Genomic DNA, 18,139 nt, shown 5'->3' on the forward strand with positions numbered 1-18,139 from the left:
CGGACGCCGTCCCAGTGCTGTGACCGGGCCGCAGCACTAGAAGCCGGGGCCGTCGGCGCGGTCGCCGGCGGTGGCCAGCCGGCCCCACAGCAGGTCGGTCAGGCCCGTGACCAACTCCTCGCGCGTGCACGGGCGTTCACCGAGCCACCAGTCGCCTGCCGCGTGCATCATGCCGACGATCCCGTGCCCCCAGATCCGGGCCAGCTGCTCCCCGCCGGGGCCGAGGTCGACGCGCTCGCCGACCACCTCGGCCAGCTCCTCGCCGAGCCGGCGCAGCAGCGGGGCGGAGTGCCGGCCGACGTCGAATCCGGTCTCGGCGCTGTGCGAGTCCTCGGTGGGGTGCATCAGGAAGCGGTAGACCTGCGGGCGGGCCTCGATCGCCGCGAGGTAGGTGTGCAGGGTGGACTCCACCCGGCGGCGGCGCTCGGCGGGTGCGTCGAGCGCGGCGCGCAGCGAGCTGAGCAGGGCGTCGGTGTGCCGTACCGCCAGGGCCTGGTAGAGCCCGGCCTTGTCGCCGAAGTGCCGGTAGAGGATCGGCTTGGTGATGCCGGCCTCGGCGGCGATGGCGTTCATGGACGCCTTGGGGCCGTCCCTGAGGACGACGCGGTCGGCCGCTTCGAGCAGTTCACGGCGGCGGCGTTCGGCCGCTCCCGGTTCGCCGGCCTGCTGCGTGGTGTCCATGACGTGTTCTCTCCCCGCCCTTGCGATGGTGCGTGACGCCCACGCAACGTAACACCCCGGGCACCTCGGCAGATGAACCGCCCGGAGCGGGCCGGGTCGCGCTTGACACTGACTACTCGCCGGTAACAGACTGTGGCCACCGTAGAGGTTACCGCCAGTAACGCACTGGCGGGTGCGCTGTTGGAGGGGACATGGCGGAGTTCACCATGGAGCTCAACGAGGACCAGAGGCAGGTCCGGGACTGGATCCACGGCTTCGCCGCCGACGTCATCCGGCCCGCCGCCGCCGAGTGGGACGAGCGCGAGGAGACGCCCTGGCCCGTCATCCAGGAGGCCGCCAAGGTCGGCATCTACTCCCTCGACTTCTACGCCCAGCAGTACTTCGACCCCACCGGCCTCGGCGTCCCGATGGCCATGGAGGAGCTGTTCTGGGGCGACGCGGGCATCGCCCTGTCGATCGTCGGCACCGGCCTGGCCGCCATCGGCGTCCTCGCCAACGGCACCGAGGAGCAGATCGGCACCTGGATCCCCCAGATGTACGGCACCCCGGAGGACGTGAAGGTCGCCGCCTTCTGCTCCTCCGAGCCCGACGCCGGCTCCGACGTCGGCTCCATGCGCACCCGGGCCGTCTACGACCAGGCCAAGGACGAGTGGGTGCTCAACGGCACGAAGACGTGGGCCACCAACGGCGGCATCGCCAACGTCCACATCGTCGTCGCCGTCGTCGACCCCGACCTCGGCACCAAGGGCCACGCCTCCTTCATCGTCCCGCCCGGCACCCCGGGCCTCTCCCAGGGCCAGAAGTTCAAGAAGCACGGCATCCGCGCCTCGCACACCGCCGAGGTCGTCCTGGAGGACGTCCGGGTGCCCGGGTCCTGCCTGCTCGGCGGCAAGGAGAAGCTCGACGAGCGGCTCGCCCGGGCCCGCGAAAGCGCCCGAGCCGGCGGCGAGCGCGTCAAGAACGCCGCCATGGCCACCTTCGAGGCCTCCCGCCCGGCTGTCGGCGCCATGGCCGTCGGCACCGCCCGCGCCGCCTACGAGGTCGCCCTCGACTACGCGCGGACCCGCACCCAGTTCGGCCGGCCGATCATCGACAACCAGGGCGTCGCCTTCCAGCTGGCCGACATGCGCACCCAGATCGACGCGGCCCGCCTGCTGGTCTGGCGCGCCTCCTGGATGGCGGTCGCCGGGCGGCCGTTCACCTCCGCGGAGGGCTCCATGTCGAAGCTCTACGCGAGCGAGGTCGCCAAGAAGGTCACCGCACAGGCCGTGCAGATCCTCGGCGGCAACGGGTACACCCGCGAGTACCCGGTGGAGCGGATGCACCGCGACGCCGCCATCTACACCATCTTCGAGGGCACGAGCGAGATCCAGCGCCTGGTCATCGCCCGCACCCTCTCCGGCATGCCGATCCGCTAGCGGGTCGGCCGGTCCAGCGGCCGCAGGCAGCGCAGGGAACCGTTCTCCGGGGTGTACTCCAGGGCGGCGATGTAGTCGCCGCCCGCGCAGGGAGCCGCGTGGACCCGGTACTGGGCGTCGGGCGAGGAGCAGTCCACGGCCAGGAGCTTCTGCTCCTTCCAGTCGCCGACGTTGCGCACGCACTGGCCCGTGGCCAGCGGCTGAGGCTTCCCGTCGCCGCCGGCCAGCAGGCCGACGACGATCAGCGTCGGCAGGGCGAACGACACCAGCACGACCGCGGCGAGCACAAGCAGGGCCGGCGGACGGCGCCACAGGGGCTTCCCCGGGTCCAGCGGCCGCAGGATGCCGTTCGCCGGGGGCGGGAGCCGGTAATAGGCCGCCCGGGGGCCCAGGTTCATCAGCAGGGTCAGCGGGGTGATGAACAGCGACAGGGGGCCCCACCAGCCCTGCCACAGGGTGTCCGACTGCATCCTGCGGTACGTGGCCAGCCCGCAGTCGCGGCACAGCGGCCCCTCCGTCCGCAGGAAGCGCATCAGCACGACCATGCCCTGGTGTCCGCGTACCGTCCCGCGGGCCGCGGGCACCGAGCCGCACATCCGGCAGTCGGGAACCCCCGCCGGGCCGACCGGCATCCCGTACGGGCCCTGCGGCGCCACCGGGGGCGGCCCGGGCACCGGCGGGTACGCGCCCGGCCCCTGCTGCGGGACGTAAGGGCCGTACGGCGGCGGCCCGTACGCCGGCCCGTGCTGCGCGTACGGGCCTGCGCCGTGCTGCGGGGGCGGTGTGGCCACGGGGGTTCCTCCTCGGTGCTGCGGCGGTCGCCGGAAGCGGTGATCACGAAACCCTAGCCCGGAATGTCAGGTACGCAGCAAACGTACGAGGGTGCGCCCGAACAGCAGCCGTCCGGCCGCCGCGACCAGCGGGTCGAACGGCCGCCCGAGCCCCCGTACCCGCAGCTCCTCGACCCACAGGACCTCGGACCCGCCGCCCTCCAGCGTGCGCACCTCGATCTCCGCCCAGCCGAGCACCACCCGCCCGCGCTTCACCAGCCGGACCACCCCGGCCCGCCCGCCCGACGGGGGCCGCCACCGCTCGACTTCCATCGGATCGTCGAACGTGATCCGGCCCACACCCGTCCGCGCGGTGAAGCGGGTCCCGACCCCTGTCGGCGGCGGCGTCTCGACGGTCGTCCGGGTCAGCGGCACGTGCGCGCCGTGCCGCTCCCAGTCGGTGAGCCGCCGCCAGGCCTCGCCGGCCGGCAGACCCGTACGGTGAACGATCCGGATACCGGGCATGAGCGCATGGTAACCGGGCATACACGCCCTGAACCGGACGCCCGAAACGGGTTCCGTCCGGGGGTGGCCATCGGCAATACTCACGGCCACCGTGGATCGCGGAACCGACCGGGTGACCGCCGGCCTCCCGCGCCACACAGCGAGGAGGTGCGCCATGTGCTCCCACCAGCCCCCCTGCCCGTCCGCCGACAGCGCAGACCACGATGCCGCCCGCGTGGTGGCCTCCCACCCCGAACAGGGCTGGAGCCTGCTGTGCAACGGCCTCCTGGTCTTCGACGACACCGGCGAACTGCTCCCCGACGGCCGTGTGGTGGGACCCCGCCGCCCGGTCCTGGTCTGAGCGAGGAGGCCGCATGCGCCAACAGCTGATCCGCAAGCCCGTCCCGAAGCCCGCCCCCCGAGACCTTGACCTGCGCACGCCGTCGGGAAGACCGCTCCCGTACTGACGGGAGCCCGCCGCCGCAGCACGTCCGCCGCAGCACGTCCGCAGCAGTCCCTCCGGCTCCCGCCGGCTGCCGGTCAGCCGGTGGGAGCCGCCGCGCCGCCCAGGAAGGCGCTCTCGTAGGCCGCGTCGCCGATCGCCGCCCGCGCCTGCCGCTCGCCCTGCTCGCGCAGCGCCGTCAGCGAGGGCGAGCCCATCTGGGGCCGCCCCACCGTCCGCCACCAGGCGTGTCCCGCGCCGAGCAGCCGGGCCGCGAGTTCGCCGTCGCCGAGCGCCGCCACCGCCGCCGCGAGCAGGTCCAGGCCCAGCGCGATCCCGATGCGGTCGCCCAGCAGCCGCTTCCCCGACAGCATGGCCCGCACGTGCCGGGCGGCCTCCTCCGGGTGGCCGAGCCCGAACGCCGCGACCGCGAGGACGTAGTCCGCGTACGCCCGCAGCCAGCGCTCGTCGAGGTCGGCGCACGCCTCGCGCAGGCCGCGCGCCTCCTCGGCCGCCTCCTCGTACCGCCGCAGATCGCACAGGGCGTAGCCGGTGACCAGCCGGCACAGCAGCCGGCCCGGCCCGTCCTCCGGCCCCCCGTGCCCGGCCCGCGCCCGCGGCCCGGCCACCTCCAGGGCCCGCGGCGCGTCCCCGGGCATCATCACCGACGCCGCGTACAGGTGGGCGGCCCGCAGCGCCCGCTCCGGCTCCTGCGACCCGTCCGCCAGGCGGGTGCACTCCTCGCCCAGCCGCCGCGCCGTGTCCATGTCGCCCTGGAGCAGGGCGGTCAGCCCGAGCGCCCACACCGCCTGCGCCCGGTCCGCGCCCGCGTCCGGGGCCTGCTCCAGGGCCCGCTCCAGGAAGCCGCGGCCCTCGTGGACGTGCCCGCAGGAGAACCAGAAGAACCACAGCGCCCCCGCCATCTCCAGGGCCGCCGCCGGGTCGGTGCGGAGCAGGTGCTCCAGCGCCGTCCGCAGCTGGGGGTGCTCGGCGGTCATCCTGCGGTACCAGTCGACCTGCCGCGGTCCGATCCAGGCGCGGTCGGCCGCCCGGGAGAGCGCGGCGTACCAGTGGGCGTGCCGGTCGGCAACCGCCCGCACCTCGCCGAGCTCGCCCAGCCAGTCGTGGCCGTACTCGCGGATGGAGTCGAGCATCCGGTAGCGGGCCCCGGCGCCCCGCTCCTGCATCCGCCGCACCACGGACTTGGCGACGAGCCCGGAGAGCACCCGCTCGACGCGGGCCGCGGACAGCGGGCCGCCCGAGCAGACGGCGCGCGCGGCGGCCACGTCGAAGTCGCCGGTGAAGACGGACAGCCGGGCCCACAGCAGCCGCTCCAGCGGCTCGCACAGCTCGTGGCTCCACCCGATCGCGGTCCGCAGGGTGCGGTGGCGGGGCGGCCGTCCGGGCCGGCCGCCGGAGTCGGCCAGCACCTCGAAGCGGTCGCCGAGGCGCTGGGCCATCCGCTCCAGGGTCCACGTCCGCAGGCGGGCCCCGGCGAGTTCCAGGGCGAGTGGGATGCCGTCGAGGCGGCGGCACACCTCGGCGGCGAGTGCCGCCCGGGCGGGGTCGTCGAAGGCGGCGGCCGTGCGCGGGGAGGCGGTCAGGGCGCGGCTGCGGAAGAGGGCGAGGGCCTCGCTGTCGGGGCCCTCGCAGGGCAGCGGGGACAGCTCGACGAGTTTCTCGCAGGGGCTGCCCAGCGGTTCGCGGGAGGTGACGAGGACGGTCAGCGCCGGTGCGGACTGCAGGAGTTCGCCGACCAGGTGGCGGCAGTCGGCCACCATGTGCTCGCAGGTGTCGAGGACCAGGAGCAGCTCCTTGTCGGCCATCCACGCGCACAGCTCCTCGTCCAGGGGGCGTGCGGAGTGGTCGGCGAGCCCCACGGCGTGCGCGACGGTCATGGTGAGCAGCGCCGGGTCGCGCAGCGGCGAGAGGTCCACCCACCAGACGCCGTCGGGGCGGGCCTGCTCGGGGTCGGAGACGGCGCACAGGGCGAGCCGGGACTTGCCGACCCCGCCGACACCGGTGAGGGTGACCAGTCGGCGGGTGTGCAACAGGAGGTGTAACGCGGTGAGTTCCTCCTCCCGGCCGATGAAGCCGGCGGGTTCCGGCGGGAGGTTGCCCGGTGGTGCGGAGGCTGCGGGACCGGGGTCGCCGTCCGCGGAATCCGCCGGTCTGTTGTTGAACGAGTACTCTCCGAACACGGGAGTATTGTGCGTGATCTTCGCGATCCGACGTGCCGTTACGCCCGGATCGCTGTCACCTCGCCCGTGTCCTCCCGGCCCGTTCATCCCGCCAGTTCGACGCGCTGCCGCTCGGAGAAGGCGCCCCAGGTGCCGTCGGGCAGCCGGGCGCGCAGCCGCAGTTCCCACACGGTGCCCGGCGGCTCGGTGACGGTGAGGCGGTGCCGCGCCTGTCCGGCCGGCACCGCACCCGCACCGAATTGGATGACGGTGACGGGCCTGCCGTTGACGTGGAGTTCGTACGCCTCGACGGGCCGGCCGGTGCCGGGGGCGGTCCAGGCGAGGTCGACGGCGCCGGGGGAGGGCGTCGCGGTGAAGCCGGCGGGCGCGGTCGCCGGGCCCTGCTCCGCCGAGGGCGGGGTGGTCACCGCGGCGGGCGGGCCGTCGGGGGAGGAGTTGTCCGCGCCGTCGCGGGCCCGGACGGTGAAGGTGTAGGCGGTGTCCGGCCGGAGGTCCGCCAGGGTGGTGGAGGTCTCGGCGGGGCCGGCCGTGTGGATGCGGATGCCGGACTGGTAGACGTCGTAGGCGGTGACGCCGTTGTCGTCGTCGGCGGCGGACCAGGTGAGGGTGACCGTACGGGGGCCGTCGGCGCGGGCGGCGGTGCGGGCGGGCGCGGTGGGCGGCCGGCGGTCCTCGGCCGCGGCGGCGGGGGTGGCGGTCCGGGCCGGGGCGCTCGGGGCGGAGGTGTTCCCGGCGGCGTCGCGGGCGCGGACGGTGAAGGTGTAGGAGGTCTGCGGGGCCAGGCCGGTGATGTCCGTCATCGTCTTCTCGGCCGGGAGGTCGCGGACCAGCCTCCCGTCCTGGAAGACCTGGTAGTTCGTCACCCCGTCGGCGGCGGCCGGGGCGTTCCACATCACGTGGACGGAGGTGGCGCTGCCGGCCTGTGCGGTGAGGCCGGCGGGCGCCGCGGGGGCGGTCGTGTCGCCGCCCGTGCACCCGGCGAGCGCGGCGGCGAGGGCGGCGGCGGCCAGGCCGAGGCGGAGCAGGGGGGCGGTGCGGGGCACGGGCCCTCCTCGGCGGCCGTTCCTCGTAAAGGTCTAGACATATATGGCACGCGGGCGGGCGGCCGGGCAAGACCCGGGCGGCCCCGGCCTCCGGAGCAGCCCCGTTGTGCCCGGTTCGTCTTCTTCTGCGCGCCTCTGGCATTATTGCGATCTCTTTGCAACAGCAGTCGATCACAAACTGCTGGTCAGTCGGCAACACAGGGAAGTGCACAGCATGACGGCCCGGACAGCACGGGGAGCGGCCGCCGCGGCGCTCGCCGCCGCACTCATCGCAGGCGCGGCGGCCTGCTCCAACCCCGCCGGAACCGCCGCGGCGTCCGGGGCGGCCGACTCGGTCGTCGTCGGCATCGCCAACGAGCCGGAGACCCTCAGCCCCCTCCTCGGCTACGGCAAGGACGGCAACTCCAAGGTCTTCGACGGACTCCTCACCCACGACGCGGACATGAAGCTCCGGCCCGCGCTCGCCGAGTTCCTCCCGGAGGTGTCCGCCGACGGGCTCACCTACACGTACCGGCTGCGCCGCGGCGTGACCTTCAGCGACGGCGCGCCCTTCTCCGCCAAGGACGTCGTCTTCACGTACCGCACCATCCTCGACGCCCGGACGAACAACGCCTCCAAGGCCGAGCTCGACGCCATCGCCGCGGTGGAGCAGCAGGGCGACGACACCGTCGTCTTCACCCTGAAGTACCCCTACGCCCCCTTCGCCGAGCGCACCGTCCTCCCCATTGCCCCCGAGCACATAGCCGGCCGGCAGGACGTCAACGCCGGGGACTTCTCCACCCGGCCGGTCGGCACCGGCCCGTACGTCCTCACCGGCTGGTCCAGGGGCGAGAAGCTCACCTTCCGGGCCAACCCCTCGTACTGGGGCGGCGAGCCCGCCGTGAAGAAGTTCACCATGGCCGTCGTCAAGGACGACGACGTCCGCGCCACCCGCCTGCGCTCCGGCGACCTCGACGCCGCCGTCCTCCCCCCGAACCTCGCCAAGGGCTTCGCCGGGGACAAGGCCCGCACCACCCTCGCCGCCAAGTCCTTCGACTACCGCAACGTCACCCTCCCCACCCACAACCCGGTCACCGGCGACCCGGCCGTCCGCCGCGCCCTCGACGCCGCCGTCGACCGCAGGGCCATGGTCGACCGGCTGCTGGAGGGCGCCGGCAAGCCCGCCTACGGGCCCGTCCCCACCGGCAGCCCGTGGTTCGCCGCCGGCACCGAGCGCCCCCACGACCCCGACAAGGCGAAGAAGATCCTCGACGACGCCGGCTGGAAGCCCGGCGGCGACGGCATCCGCACCAAGGACGGCGTCCGCGCCTCCTTCCCGCTCTGGTACCTCTCCGGCGACAAGACCCGCCAGGACCACGCCCTCGCCTTCGCCTCCGACGCCAAGAAGGCCGGCATCGAGGTCAGGACCGAGGCCGGCACGTGGGAGGCCATCGAGCCGCGGATGAAGACCGACGCCGTCCTCGCCGGCGGCGGCTCCCCGGCCGACCCCGACTTCGACCAGTACCTCCTGCTCACCTCCTCGCTCGGCGGGGACGGCTTCAACAACATGGCGCGGTACGACAACAAGACCGTCGACCGCGCCCTGGAGGAGGCCCGCCGCAGCGCCGACCCCGCCGTGCGCAAGGCCGCCTACGACACCGTCCAGCGCGAACTGGCCCAGGACCCCGGCTACGTCTTCCTCACCCACATCGACCACCTCTACGTCGTCGCCGACAGGTGGGAGGGCCTCACCACCCAGGTCGAACCGCACGACCACGGCCTCGGCGCCGGCCCCTGGTGGAACGTCGAGGACTGGAAGCCGAAGCAGAAGTGACCGCCCGCCCCGGCCGCACCCCGTGGAGGCCGATGGCGCGCATGGCGGGCCGGCGGGCCCTGCTCGCCGGCCCCGTACTGCTCGCCGTCACCTTCGGCGTCTTCGCCGCCGCCGACCTGTCACCCCTCGACCCCGTGAAGGCGTACGCCGGCACCGCCAGCCTCACCGCCCCGCAGGCCGAACTCGACCGCCTGCGCGCCAACCTCGGCGCCGACCGCCCGCTCGTCGAACGCTGGTGGGACTGGCTCACCTCGGCGCTCGGCGGCGACCTCGGCACCTCCGCATCCCTGCGGCAGCCCGTCGCCGACGCCATCGCCGAGCGCGTCGGCTGGTCCGCGCTGCTCGCCGCCACCGCCTTCGCCGCCGCCCTGCTGGGCGGCACCGCCCTCGGCGTCCTCGCCGCCCGCCGCCGCGGCGGCCTCCTCGACCGGGCCGCCACCGCCCTCGCCCACACCCTCCAGGCCGCCCCCGCGTTCTGGCTCGGGCTGCTCGCCGTGTGGCTCTTCTCCGTCCAGTGGGGCGTGCTGCCCTCCGGCGGCCTGACGGACCCCGGCAGCGACACCGCCACCCCCGGCCAGGTCGCCCGGCACCTCGTCCTCCCCGCGCTCGTGCTCGCCCTCTCCCAACTGCCCTGGTTCTACCTGTACGTCCGCCAGGGCGTCCGCGACGCCCTCGCCGAGGACCCCGTCCGCGGCGCCCGCGCCCGCGGGCTGCGCGAGCGGCGGGTGCTGCTCGGCCACGCCCTGCGCTCCGGACTGCTGCCGGTCCTCACCCTGATCGGCTCCCGCGTACCCGAGCTGATCACCGGCGCGCTGCTGGTCGAGACCGTCTTCAGCTGGCCCGGCATCGCCGCCGCCACCGTCCAGGCGGCGACCTCCGTCGACTTCCCCCTGCTCGCCGCGCTCACCGTCCTCGGCACGGCCGCCGTCCTCGCCGGGAACCTCCTCGCCGACCTCCTCCAGGGACTCGCCGACCCGCGGGTGGGCTTCGATGGCTGAGGCGCACACCGCCCCCGCATGGCGCCCCGCCGGAGGCCGCCGAGGCCGGCGCCCCGTGCGGCGGGCCCCCGGCCTGCGGCTGTGGGCCTGCGCCGCCGTCGCTGCCGCGGCCGTCCTCGCCGTGCTGCTCGTCCCGCCGCTGGTCCGGCTCGACCAGCAGGCCGTCGACCTCTCCGCCCGCCTCCTACCGCCCTCCACCGCCCACCCCTTCGGCACCGACGACCTCGGCCGCGACCTGCTGCTGCGCTGCGTCTACGGCCTGCGGGTCTCCCTGCTCACCGGCGTCGCAGCCGCGCTCGCCGCCACACTCGTCGGCACCGCCGTCGGAGCGGCCGCCGCCGCACTCGGCGGGTGGACCGACCGGCTCACCATGCGCGTCGTGGACGGCTTCGCCTCCGTCCCGCCCCTGCTGCTCGGCATCTTCGCCGTGGCGCTGTTCCGGCCCGGAGTCTGGCCCGTCGTCGTCTCCGTCGCCCTCACCCACTGGCTCTCCACCGCCCGCATCGTGCGCGCCGAGGTGCTCTCCCTGAAGTCCCGGCCCTTCGTGGACGCGGCCGTCTCCGGAGGCGCCTCCCGGTGGCGGGTCGCCGTACGCCACCTGGTGCCCGGGGTGCTCCCGCAGGCCGGACTGGCCGCCGTCCTGATGGTGCCGCACGCGGTGTGGCACGAGTCCGCGCTGTCCTTCCTGGGCCTCGGCCTGCCCGCCCACCAGGCCAGCCTGGGCGGCCTCGTCCAGGCCGGGCGGGGCCCGCTCCTCGCCGGGGACTGGTGGCCCACCCTCTTCCCCGGCCTCTTCCTGATCCTGCCCACCCTCGCGGCCGCGGGGCTCGCCGCCGCCTGGCGCGACCGCCTCGACCCACGCCGCGGCTCGGAGCCGACGCTGTGACCGACACCGCCCCCGCCCTCGACGTACGCGGACTGAGCGTGCGCTTCCGCATGCCCGGCGGCCGGTACACGGCCGCCGTCTCCGACGCCTCCTTCCGGCTCGCCCCCGGCAGCTGCCTGGCCCTGGTCGGGGAGAGCGGCTGCGGCAAGTCCGTCCTCGCCTCCGCCCTCCTCGGCCTGCTGCCGGCCAACGCCGAAACCGCCGGCTCCGCCCTGCTGCCCGACGGACTCGACCTGCTCACCGCCGGAGAGCCGGTCCTCGCCCGCACCGTCCGAGGCCGCCGCATCGGCCTGGTCCCGCAGAGCCCCGCCGCCCACCTCACACCGGTCCGCACGATCCGCTCCCACCTGGAGGAGGCCGTCCGCGAACTCGCCCGCCCGGCCGCCCCCGCACGAGGCCGCCGCGCCGCCCGCGAGGCCGTACGCGCCGCCGCGGAACGGGCCGCCGCACGGGCGGCGTTCCCCGCGAGCCACCTCGACCGCCACCCGCACGAACTCTCCGGCGGCCTCGCCCAGCGCGCCGCGACCGCCCTCGCCCTCATCGGCGACGCCCCCCTGCTGCTCGCCGACGAGCCGACCACCGGCCTCGACCGCGACCTCGTCCACCGCACCGTCGACGAACTGCGCGCCCGCACCCGCGACGCCGGCCGCGCCCTGCTGCTGATCACCCACGACCTGGCCGCCGCCCACCGCATCGCCGACACCGTCGCCGTCATGTACGCCGGCCGCATCGTCGAGACCTCCCCCGCGGACGCGTTCTTCGCCGCGCCCGGCCCCCGCCACCCCTACGCCCGCGGCCTCCTCGACGCCCTGCCCGAGCGCGCCTTCACCCCCATCCCCGGCGCCCCGCCCGAACTCGGCGCCCTCCCGCCCGGGTGCGCCTTCGCCGCCCGCTGCCCGGACGCCGACGCCCGGTGCCGTACCGAACTCCCCGCAACCGTCTCCGGGGTGGCCTGCCACCATGCTTGACCTCCGCGACATCACCGCCGGGTACGAGCGGCGCCGGCCGGTCGTCGAAGGCGCCCGCCTCACCCTGCGCCCCGGCGAGTCCCTCGGACTCCTCGGCCCGAGCGGCTGCGGCAAGTCCACCCTCGCCCGGGTCGCCGCCCTCCTGCACCGCCCCGACCGCGGCACCGTCACCATCGACGGGCGCACCGCGACCGGCTTCCGCCACCGGGCCCCCCGCTCCCTGCGCACGGCCGTCGGCCTCGTCTTCCAGCAGCCCCGACTCGCGGCCGACCCCCGGCTGCGGCTGCGCGACCTCATCGCCGAACCCCTGCGCGCCACCGGACGGCGCGCCGAGGCGGCCGACGCCGTCGCCCGGCTGGCGGAGCGGGTCGGCCTCGGAGCGGACCTGCTCGACCGACGCCCCCACGAGGTCAGCGACGGCCAGCTCCAGCGCGCCTGCCTGGCCCGCGCCCTGGTGCTGCGGCCCCGCTGGCTGGTCTGCGACGAGATGACCGCCATGCTCGACGCCTCCACGACCGCGGCCCTCGTCGGCGTCGTCGAGGAGTACCGGGCCGACACCGGCGCCGGGCTGCTCGCCGTCGGGCACGACCCGGTCCTCCTGGAGCGCTGGTGCGAGCGCACCGCCCACTGGAAGGACATCACCGGGCCGACCTGACCGCGGACGCCGGTCCGCTGGTGGTTCACTGGCCGCATGCCCCTGGAGAACTACGGAGTGCTGTCCGGCACCCTGCACCGCCACTTCCGCGACCGGCCCGACGCGCAGGGCCGCTGGTACCACGTGCACCTGGAGGTGGACACCCCGGAAGGCCGCTACGCGTGCGCCGTCGACGTGGACAGCAAGAAGTCCGCGGTCGGCGTCCAGTGGAAGGTGTTCACCCTGCACCCCTCGGTCCTGGAGCCCGTGGACGCGCCGTCCCCCGGCTACCACGACCTGGCGCGCACCTCCGGATCCGGCGCGATCGACTACCAGCGCCACCCCGCCCTGGCCGAGCGCACCGGGTGCCTCTTCGTACGCCGCCCCCCGGGCTGGGTGCAGCGGATCCTCGACCGGATCGACCCGCCCCGCCCGTGGACCGCGGGCAGCCACCTGGAGGCGTCGGCGGCGCTGGAGCCCATCCTCGTCCCCGGCCGGCCGGTCCTCGTCTTCGGCGAGCCCTTCGACGAGGGGCTCGGCATGCACAACATCCACCAGAACCAGGGCGATCCGGCCGGCAGCCAGTGGTGGGACGAGAACGGCACCTGGCAGGACGGCGCCACCATGACCCGCCGCCCCGACGGCCTCTACGACGTGTTCCTGTCCAAGTTCACCACCCAGGCCGACACCACCGACGCCGGCGGGCACCCCTTGTAGGGCGTCCGCCGGCGTCGGGTGCTGCGGCGGGTGCAGGGGTCAGCCGCGCGGCGGCACGTGCGGCGGGCGGCCCCGGCCGCGCGTGAGGGAGTACCCGAACACGCCCGCCAGCGCGGCGAGCACGCCGCCCGCGGCCGTCCACACCCAGCGGTCGGACCAGCGGCCGCCCGACCAGCCGCCGTCCGGCTCGCCGACCGCGGCCGGCCGGTCCTCGGCGGAGCCCGCCCCGCCGCTTCCGGCCTCGGCGGCGAGCCGGGCCGTGATGCCGGGCACGAGCGGCTGGGCCAGCGCCCCGTCCACCGCGAAGGCGCCGCCGGTCTCGCGGGTCTCGGCGGAGACCTCCACGCGCACCGGCTGGCCGAGGTCCTCCTTCGCCAGCTCCGCCGCCGTCAGGCGCACGTAGTAGCTGCCGGGCAGCGGGTCGTCGGCCCACGGCTCCGCGCCGGGGCGCACCGTGCGCAGCGTGCAGGACAGCTCCACCGAGGCGGCGTCCTTGGCGGCGGCCGCGCTCTGGGCGCCGTACGTGCAGGCCTGGCGGCGGCGCAGCCCGTCGTAGACGTCGATCCGCCAGGTCGAGGCGGCGTGCCGGGAGGCCGCGGGCGGCAGCTTCACCGACGCCTTGACCGTGGCGCGCTGCCCCGAGTCCAGCGGCAGCACCCAGTACAGGTAGTCGCCGGTCGACGCCTCGGCCGTGGCCCGCTGTCCGGGCTTGACCGGCGTGGCCGTGCGGAACGCCGTACCGGCCTCGGTCGGTCCGGCCGTGTCACCGCCGCCCGGACTCGCGCTCGCGGAAGGGGAGGCGGCGGCGGCCGCGCCGGCCCCCGCGAGGAGGCCGCCCGCGGCCAGTGCCACGGCTGTCAGCATCCGTACGGTACGCATCAGTTGGCCCTCCAGACCGAGACACGCCAGCGGGAGATCCAGCCCCACACCAGGCCGGCGGCGAGGCCCGCGAGCGCCAGCACGCCGAGCAGCCACCAGCCGCGGCCGAGGCCGAACGAGGCGGCGTCGGACGCGCCGTCGGGGCCGTCCACCAGGTCGATCACCAGCTCCACCGGCATGCCCGGGGTGGTCTTGACGGAGGCGGGCGCCGAGAAGGAGTTGGATACCTGGAGGCACACGGTCTCCGCGGCCGGCTTGCCGTCGCCGTCCGCTCCGTCCACCTCGCCCTTGGGATAGCGCAGACCTGTCGAGATGGCGTCGGTGCGGCCGTCGCCGGCCTCCGAGCCGCGGACGATCTCCCGCCCGTGCACGGTCACCGCGCGCAGCAGGACCCCGTAGTCGTTGTCGACCGCCCGGTCCGCGGCGATGCTCACCGAGGCGCGCAGCTCCTGGCCGGGCAGGACGTCCACCTGGTACCAGCGGTGCTCGCCGAACGACTCGCGGTCGGTGTAGAGGCCCGCGCCGAGCTTCGGCGCGCCCTGGCACTGCTTCGCGCCCTGGGTCGCCACCGGGGTGGCGACGGGCGTCGCGGCGCGGTCCACCAGCTGCTTGACGCGGCCCGACAGCTCGGCCGTGTGCTGGACGGAGGTGTACGTGCCGCCGGTCGCCTCGGCGATGCAGACCAGCTGCTCCCGCGTCTTGGCGTCGGGCACCAGGCCGAGGGTGTCGATGACCAGGTGGATGCCCTGGGCGGCGATGTCGCGCGCGACCTCGCACGGGTCGAGGGGGGCGCAGGTGTCCTCGCCGTCCGTGATCAGCACGATCCGGCGGGTGGCGTTGCCGCCCTTGAGGTCCTCCGCCGCGCCGAGGAGGGCGGGCCCGATCGGGGTCCAGCCGGTGGGCGCCAGGGTCGCCACCGCCGCCTTCGCCTCGGTCCGGTCGAGCTTGCCGACCGGGTAGAGCTGCTTGGTGTCCTTGCAGCCCAGCTGGCGGTCGTCCCCGGGGTAGTCGGCGCCCAGCGTGCGTATCCCGAGCCGCACCTCGTCCGGGGTGGCGTCGAGCACCTCGTTGAACGCCTGCTTGGCGGCCGCCATGCGGGACTTGCCGTCGATGTCCGCCGCCCGCATCGAGCCGCTGACGTCGAGCACCAGCTCGACCTTGGGGGACTCCTTCGCCGCCGGTTCGCCCGCCGCCGCGCTCGCCGGGAACAGCCCGGCCGCGAGCACGGCCAGCAGGCCGCATGCCCCGGCCGCCGCCCATTTTCTTGTGATCATCGCCGGATCGTATTGAGGATCGTGCGGCAATCCAAACCCCTGCCGGCGGCCCGCGGCCTGCGAGCCGCACACGGCGCCACTATCCTTGACGCAGCGGCCCTGACCCCGGGCGCGTCCGGCCGGAGGCGACCCCATGAGACGACGCCATCACTTCCACATCGACCACGCCGGCCACTCCGTCAGCGCGACCGTCGAAACGGGGCACCGCGTCGAGGTGGAGCTCCTCGTCGACGGCAAGGAGACCGGCCACGGCACCACCCGCGGCGACCGGCCCGTCGCCGTCCACGTGGAACTCCCGACCGAGCCGGCGACGCCGGTGACGGTGCGCGTCACCCCCGGGCCCGGCGTCCCCCGCTGCGTGCTGGTCGCGCCGGGAGCCGACCCGCTGGTGATGTCGCCCCGCCCCTACTGAGGGCCCGACGCGGCCGGCAGGTGCGCGGGGAGCGGCGCCCCGGTGCCCTCGACGAGCCCCGCCACGTGCTCGGTCACCACGGCGAGGATGCCGGCGGCCGCCGGTCGTCGCCGCGGACGAGGAAGTTCAGAGTGAGGCCGTCCGTCATGGCGGCCAGGCAGCGCGCCAGCAACGGCACCGGGACGCGCAGCCCCAGGCCGAGCGCGCCGCGGACCTCCTCGACGAGGCCGGCGTAGACGTCGCAGTACAGCTCGTGCTGCCATGGCGCGGATCGCCGCTTCGGTCAGCTGGCGGCGCCGCTCGGCCAGCGGCATGCGGGCACGGGTGTCCTTTCCTGTCCCTGCGTGCGCGGTCCGGCGTGCGCGGTCCGGCGGGGGCGGCCGGTCGCATGCGCCGGACCGGCCGCCGCCGGGCGTCAGCTGCCGAACACGCCGAGTTCGTACAGGGAGTAGCCCCACTGCGTGCCGCGGCCGAGGCCGTGGACGCGTACGTGCCGGGCGGTCACGCCGTCGAACCGGGCGGTGTCGAGGCCGCCGTCGCCGGCGGTGGTGGACCACACGGTCCGCCACTGCGCGCCGTCGTCGGACACCTCGATCCGGTACTCCCGGCCGTGGGCCCGCTCCCAGTCGAGGGTGACGCGCTTGACGAGGGCGGGGGAGCCGAGGTCCACGGCCAGCCACTGGTCGTCGCTCCAGCCGCTCGCCCAGCGGCTGGAGCGGCTGCCGTCCACGGCGCGGCCGGCCGCGTAGCTGACGAACGGGTTCCACTCGGTGGAGCTCGCCGAGGCGGACGCGCCCGCGGCGAGGTTCACCCCCGCCTTGTGCCGTTCGGAGGCGCCCCAGGTGCGCAGGTAGGACTCGGCGCCCTTGAACAGGTCGTCCACGACCCCCTGTCCGCCGACGATCCGGACGTCCTCGATCCAGTCGGGGACCATCCCGTAGTGCGCGGCGCCGTCGGTGTTGAGGTCCCACGTGCGCTGCCCGGTGGCCTGCCGGTCGATGACCGAGCCGCCGTCGGTGCTGCGGAAGGGGTAGCGCACCGGGTTCGGGGTGTCCGCCCCGCGGGGCCCGGGCCAGCCGCCGACGCCGTTCATGTCGGTGCCGAAGCCGTAGCCCACGCCGTACTTGTCGCGGAGGGCGTCGGTGCGCTTGGCCTCGGCGCTGAAGCTCTCGGCGCCGTTCATGTAGCCGGTGGCGAAGCCGCCCAGCTTGTAGAGGCGCTCCAGCCAGCCCATGTCCATCCAGCTGTGCGAGGAGATCACGCCCGGGTAGGACTCGGACTCCAGGATGTCGAGGGCCCGGCCGGCGGCCTTGACGCTCATGTGGTCCACTTCGAGCATCATCTTGCGCTTCATCATGCCGCGCAGCGCGTACTCCCCGAGCTGGGTCAGGCCGCGGGTGTTGCAGCGGGCCTCGGAGGAGTACGAGGGCACCGCCACGCCCGCCGGGAGCTGCTTCTGCGCCGAGGGGGCCGCCGCCAGGCCGATCGGGTTGTCGTGCTGCGGGCCGGTGCACTGCTCCGTCTGCCAGAAGGTGCCCGTGGACAGGAACTGGCCCACGTTGATCGCCGTGCCGAGCGCGCCCTCGTCGAAGCGGACCCCGCACAGGGCGTTGTCGAACTTGTGGCACAGGAACATGCTGCGCACGCCGAGCCGGTGCAGTTCGTCGAGGCCGCGGTCGATGTCCTCCCGGCTGCACTGGGCGACGTCCAGGATCTGCTTGCAGCCGAACGGCTCGGAGGTCTCCACGCCGAGGACCACGGCGAGCTTGCCCTGCTTGACCACCTCGCGCGCCTGGTCCGCGTCGGTGACGATCCGGAACCAGCCCTTTCCGGGTCCGCCGTACATCTTGTCGATGTAGGCCTGCATGTCGTACGTCTTCTGCGCCTCCAGGCGGATGGCGGTCATCTCGTCGCAGCCGCGGTCCTTGAAGAAGTAGACCGAGCAGATGACGCCGTTGGTGACGAGGTCGTTGACGAGGACGCGCTGGCCGCCGCGCCAGGCCCGCTCGATCCACGCGTAGTAGTTCTGCTGGTGGGTCAGCGAGTCGTGCGCGGGCCAGTCCTTGAACGTGGGCCAGCCGTTGGGGTCGTGCTTGCCGTCGCCGCCCTTGGTGATGAAGTCGAAGACGGCGAGGGTGCCGTCGGGGTAGTGCTCGGGGCAGTCCTTCAGCGCGTCGGCGATGCCCTGTTCGGAGAACGGCCGGCCGCAGATGAGGCGGCCGCCGAAGCCCTCGTTCGACATGATGTGGTCGTGCGCGTCGACGAACCCGCGCACGTTCCCCTGGGCGTCGGTGCCCTTGAAGGGCTCGCCGGTGACGTTGATCTGCGAGTCGGGTGCGGGCCGGGCGGTGGGGGTCCACCACTCGGCGTCGGCCGAGGCGCCGGGCGCGGGGCCGAGGGACACGGCCAGCACGGCGGTGAGGAGCAGGGCGAGCAGTGTCAGTGGTCGGCGGCGGACGGGGCGGCGTCTGGTCATGGTCACACTCGCGTCATCGGGAG

General features: G+C 74.9%; 17 protein-coding genes. 9 read left to right on the forward strand and 8 right to left on the reverse strand.

Annotated features, from left to right (window positions below):
• Nucleotides 1-36: 36 nt before the first annotated feature.
• Nucleotides 37-681, reverse strand: a complete 645-nt coding sequence (locus ACZ462_RS28185) for a TetR/AcrR family transcriptional regulator (protein WP_467805310.1) — start codon at nt 679-681, stop codon at nt 37-39.
• Between the two features lie 191 nt (nt 682-872).
• Between ACZ462_RS28185 and ACZ462_RS28190 the strand changes: the two genes are divergently transcribed.
• Nucleotides 873-2,099: an acyl-CoA dehydrogenase family protein gene (locus ACZ462_RS28190; RefSeq protein WP_467805312.1), complete on the forward strand. Its 1,227-nt coding sequence runs from the start codon at nt 873-875 to the stop codon at nt 2,097-2,099.
• Here the strand turns inward: ACZ462_RS28190 and ACZ462_RS28195 are convergent.
• Both ACZ462_RS28195 and ACZ462_RS28200 read right to left on the reverse strand, forming a co-directional pair.
• Complete coding sequence (locus tag ACZ462_RS28195) at nt 2,096-2,890, reverse strand: LppU/SCO3897 family protein (protein ID WP_467805314.1); 795 nt, start codon at nt 2,888-2,890, stop codon at nt 2,096-2,098. The two genes, ACZ462_RS28190 and ACZ462_RS28195, sit on opposite strands and share 4 nt — an antisense overlap.
• A gap of 66 nt (nt 2,891-2,956) precedes the next feature.
• The gene (locus tag ACZ462_RS28200; protein ID WP_467805315.1) at nt 2,957-3,394 is read right to left on the reverse strand and encodes an SRPBCC family protein; all 438 of its coding nucleotides are present in this window, start codon (nt 3,392-3,394) and stop codon (nt 2,957-2,959) included.
• A 154-nt stretch (nt 3,395-3,548) separates the two neighbouring features.
• Between ACZ462_RS28200 and ACZ462_RS28205 the strand changes: the two genes are divergently transcribed.
• Nucleotides 3,549-3,734, forward strand: a complete 186-nt coding sequence (locus ACZ462_RS28205) for a DUF5999 family protein (RefSeq protein ID WP_467805316.1) — start codon at nt 3,549-3,551, stop codon at nt 3,732-3,734.
• Between the two features lie 179 nt (nt 3,735-3,913).
• Here ACZ462_RS28205 and ACZ462_RS28210 read toward each other — a convergent pair whose 3' ends face one another.
• The gene (locus ACZ462_RS28210) at nt 3,914-6,016 is read right to left on the reverse strand and encodes an ATP-binding protein (RefSeq protein WP_467805317.1); all 2,103 of its coding nucleotides are present in this window, start codon (nt 6,014-6,016) and stop codon (nt 3,914-3,916) included.
• An 83-nt stretch (nt 6,017-6,099) separates the two neighbouring features.
• Complete coding sequence (locus tag ACZ462_RS28215) at nt 6,100-7,059, reverse strand: fibronectin type III domain-containing protein (protein WP_467805318.1); 960 nt, start codon at nt 7,057-7,059, stop codon at nt 6,100-6,102.
• A gap of 214 nt (nt 7,060-7,273) precedes the next feature.
• Between ACZ462_RS28215 and ACZ462_RS28220 the strand changes: the two genes are divergently transcribed.
• Genes ACZ462_RS28220 through ACZ462_RS28245 form a run of 6 tightly spaced genes read left to right on the forward strand, consistent with a single transcriptional unit; the run spans nt 7,274 to nt 13,075 of the window.
• Complete coding sequence (locus ACZ462_RS28220) at nt 7,274-8,872, forward strand: ABC transporter substrate-binding protein (RefSeq protein ID WP_467805319.1); 1,599 nt, start codon at nt 7,274-7,276, stop codon at nt 8,870-8,872.
• 32 nt (nt 8,873-8,904) lie between these two features.
• Nucleotides 8,905-9,870: an ABC transporter permease gene (locus ACZ462_RS28225; RefSeq protein ID WP_467805321.1), complete on the forward strand. Its 966-nt coding sequence runs from the start codon at nt 8,905-8,907 to the stop codon at nt 9,868-9,870.
• Nucleotides 9,863-10,756, forward strand: coding sequence for an ABC transporter permease (locus ACZ462_RS28230; protein ID WP_467805322.1), 894 nt, complete (start codon nt 9,863-9,865; stop codon nt 10,754-10,756). The genes ACZ462_RS28225 and ACZ462_RS28230 overlap by 8 nt, the downstream gene beginning before the upstream one ends.
• A gap of 50 nt (nt 10,757-10,806) precedes the next feature.
• A complete protein-coding gene (locus ACZ462_RS28235) occupies nt 10,807-11,724 on the forward strand; it encodes an ABC transporter ATP-binding protein (protein ID WP_467805370.1) in 918 nt (305 codons plus the stop codon).
• Nucleotides 11,717-12,379, forward strand: coding sequence for an ABC transporter ATP-binding protein (locus ACZ462_RS28240; RefSeq protein ID WP_467805323.1), 663 nt, complete (start codon nt 11,717-11,719; stop codon nt 12,377-12,379). Before ACZ462_RS28235 ends, ACZ462_RS28240 begins: the two co-directional genes overlap by 8 nt.
• 36 nt (nt 12,380-12,415) lie before the next feature.
• Nucleotides 12,416-13,075, forward strand: a complete 660-nt coding sequence (locus ACZ462_RS28245; RefSeq protein WP_467805325.1) for a DUF2278 family protein — start codon at nt 12,416-12,418, stop codon at nt 13,073-13,075.
• A gap of 39 nt (nt 13,076-13,114) precedes the next feature.
• On the opposite strand, the gene ACZ462_RS28250 is transcribed toward ACZ462_RS28245, so the two are convergent.
• Both ACZ462_RS28250 and ACZ462_RS28255 read right to left on the reverse strand, forming a co-directional pair.
• Nucleotides 13,115-13,954 carry a hypothetical protein gene (locus tag ACZ462_RS28250; protein WP_467805326.1) on the reverse strand — a complete coding sequence of 280 codons (840 nt, stop codon included), beginning with the start codon at nt 13,952-13,954 and terminating at the stop codon, nt 13,115-13,117.
• Entirely contained in the window at nt 13,954-15,228 is a 1,275-nt protein-coding gene (locus ACZ462_RS28255) for a VWA domain-containing protein (RefSeq protein ID WP_467805327.1), read from the reverse strand. Before ACZ462_RS28255 ends, ACZ462_RS28250 begins: the two co-directional genes overlap by 1 nt.
• 133 nt (nt 15,229-15,361) lie before the next feature.
• Between ACZ462_RS28255 and ACZ462_RS28260 the strand changes: the two genes are divergently transcribed.
• Nucleotides 15,362-15,640 carry a hypothetical protein gene (locus ACZ462_RS28260; protein WP_467805328.1) on the forward strand — a complete coding sequence of 93 codons (279 nt, stop codon included), beginning with the start codon at nt 15,362-15,364 and terminating at the stop codon, nt 15,638-15,640.
• Between the two features lie 415 nt (nt 15,641-16,055).
• On the opposite strand, the gene ACZ462_RS28265 is transcribed toward ACZ462_RS28260, so the two are convergent.
• On the reverse strand, nt 16,056-18,116 hold the full coding sequence (locus ACZ462_RS28265) for a galactose-binding domain-containing protein (protein ID WP_467805330.1): 2,061 nt from the start codon (nt 18,114-18,116) through the stop codon (nt 16,056-16,058).
• Between the last annotated feature and the right edge of the window lie 23 nt (nt 18,117-18,139).

This window comes from Streptomyces sp. NPDC031121, assembly GCF_055570615.1.

Coding starts and splice junctions, on each gene's coding strand:
- ACZ462_RS28185 (WP_467805310.1), bottom strand. CDS start 681: ATGGACACCACGCAGCAGGCCGGCGAACCGGGAGCGGCCGAACGCCGC.
- ACZ462_RS28190 (WP_467805312.1), top strand. CDS start 873: ATGGCGGAGTTCACCATGGAGCTCAACGAGGACCAGAGGCAGGTCCGG.
- ACZ462_RS28200 (WP_467805315.1), bottom strand. CDS start 3,394: ATGCCCGGTATCCGGATCGTTCACCGTACGGGTCTGCCGGCCGGCGAG.
- ACZ462_RS28205 (WP_467805316.1), top strand. CDS start 3,549: ATGTGCTCCCACCAGCCCCCCTGCCCGTCCGCCGACAGCGCAGACCAC.
- ACZ462_RS28220 (WP_467805319.1), top strand. CDS start 7,274: ATGACGGCCCGGACAGCACGGGGAGCGGCCGCCGCGGCGCTCGCCGCC.
- ACZ462_RS28225 (WP_467805321.1), top strand. CDS start 8,905: ATGGCGCGCATGGCGGGCCGGCGGGCCCTGCTCGCCGGCCCCGTACTG.
- ACZ462_RS28230 (WP_467805322.1), top strand. CDS start 9,863: ATGGCTGAGGCGCACACCGCCCCCGCATGGCGCCCCGCCGGAGGCCGC.
- ACZ462_RS28235 (WP_467805370.1), top strand. CDS start 10,807: ATGCCCGGCGGCCGGTACACGGCCGCCGTCTCCGACGCCTCCTTCCGG.
- ACZ462_RS28240 (WP_467805323.1), top strand. CDS start 11,717: ATGCTTGACCTCCGCGACATCACCGCCGGGTACGAGCGGCGCCGGCCG.
- ACZ462_RS28245 (WP_467805325.1), top strand. CDS start 12,416: ATGCCCCTGGAGAACTACGGAGTGCTGTCCGGCACCCTGCACCGCCAC.
- ACZ462_RS28250 (WP_467805326.1), bottom strand. CDS start 13,954: ATGCGTACCGTACGGATGCTGACAGCCGTGGCACTGGCCGCGGGCGGC.
- ACZ462_RS28255 (WP_467805327.1), bottom strand. CDS start 15,228: ATGATCACAAGAAAATGGGCGGCGGCCGGGGCATGCGGCCTGCTGGCC.
- ACZ462_RS28260 (WP_467805328.1), top strand. CDS start 15,362: ATGAGACGACGCCATCACTTCCACATCGACCACGCCGGCCACTCCGTC.
- ACZ462_RS28265 (WP_467805330.1), bottom strand. CDS start 18,116: ATGACCAGACGCCGCCCCGTCCGCCGCCGACCACTGACACTGCTCGCC.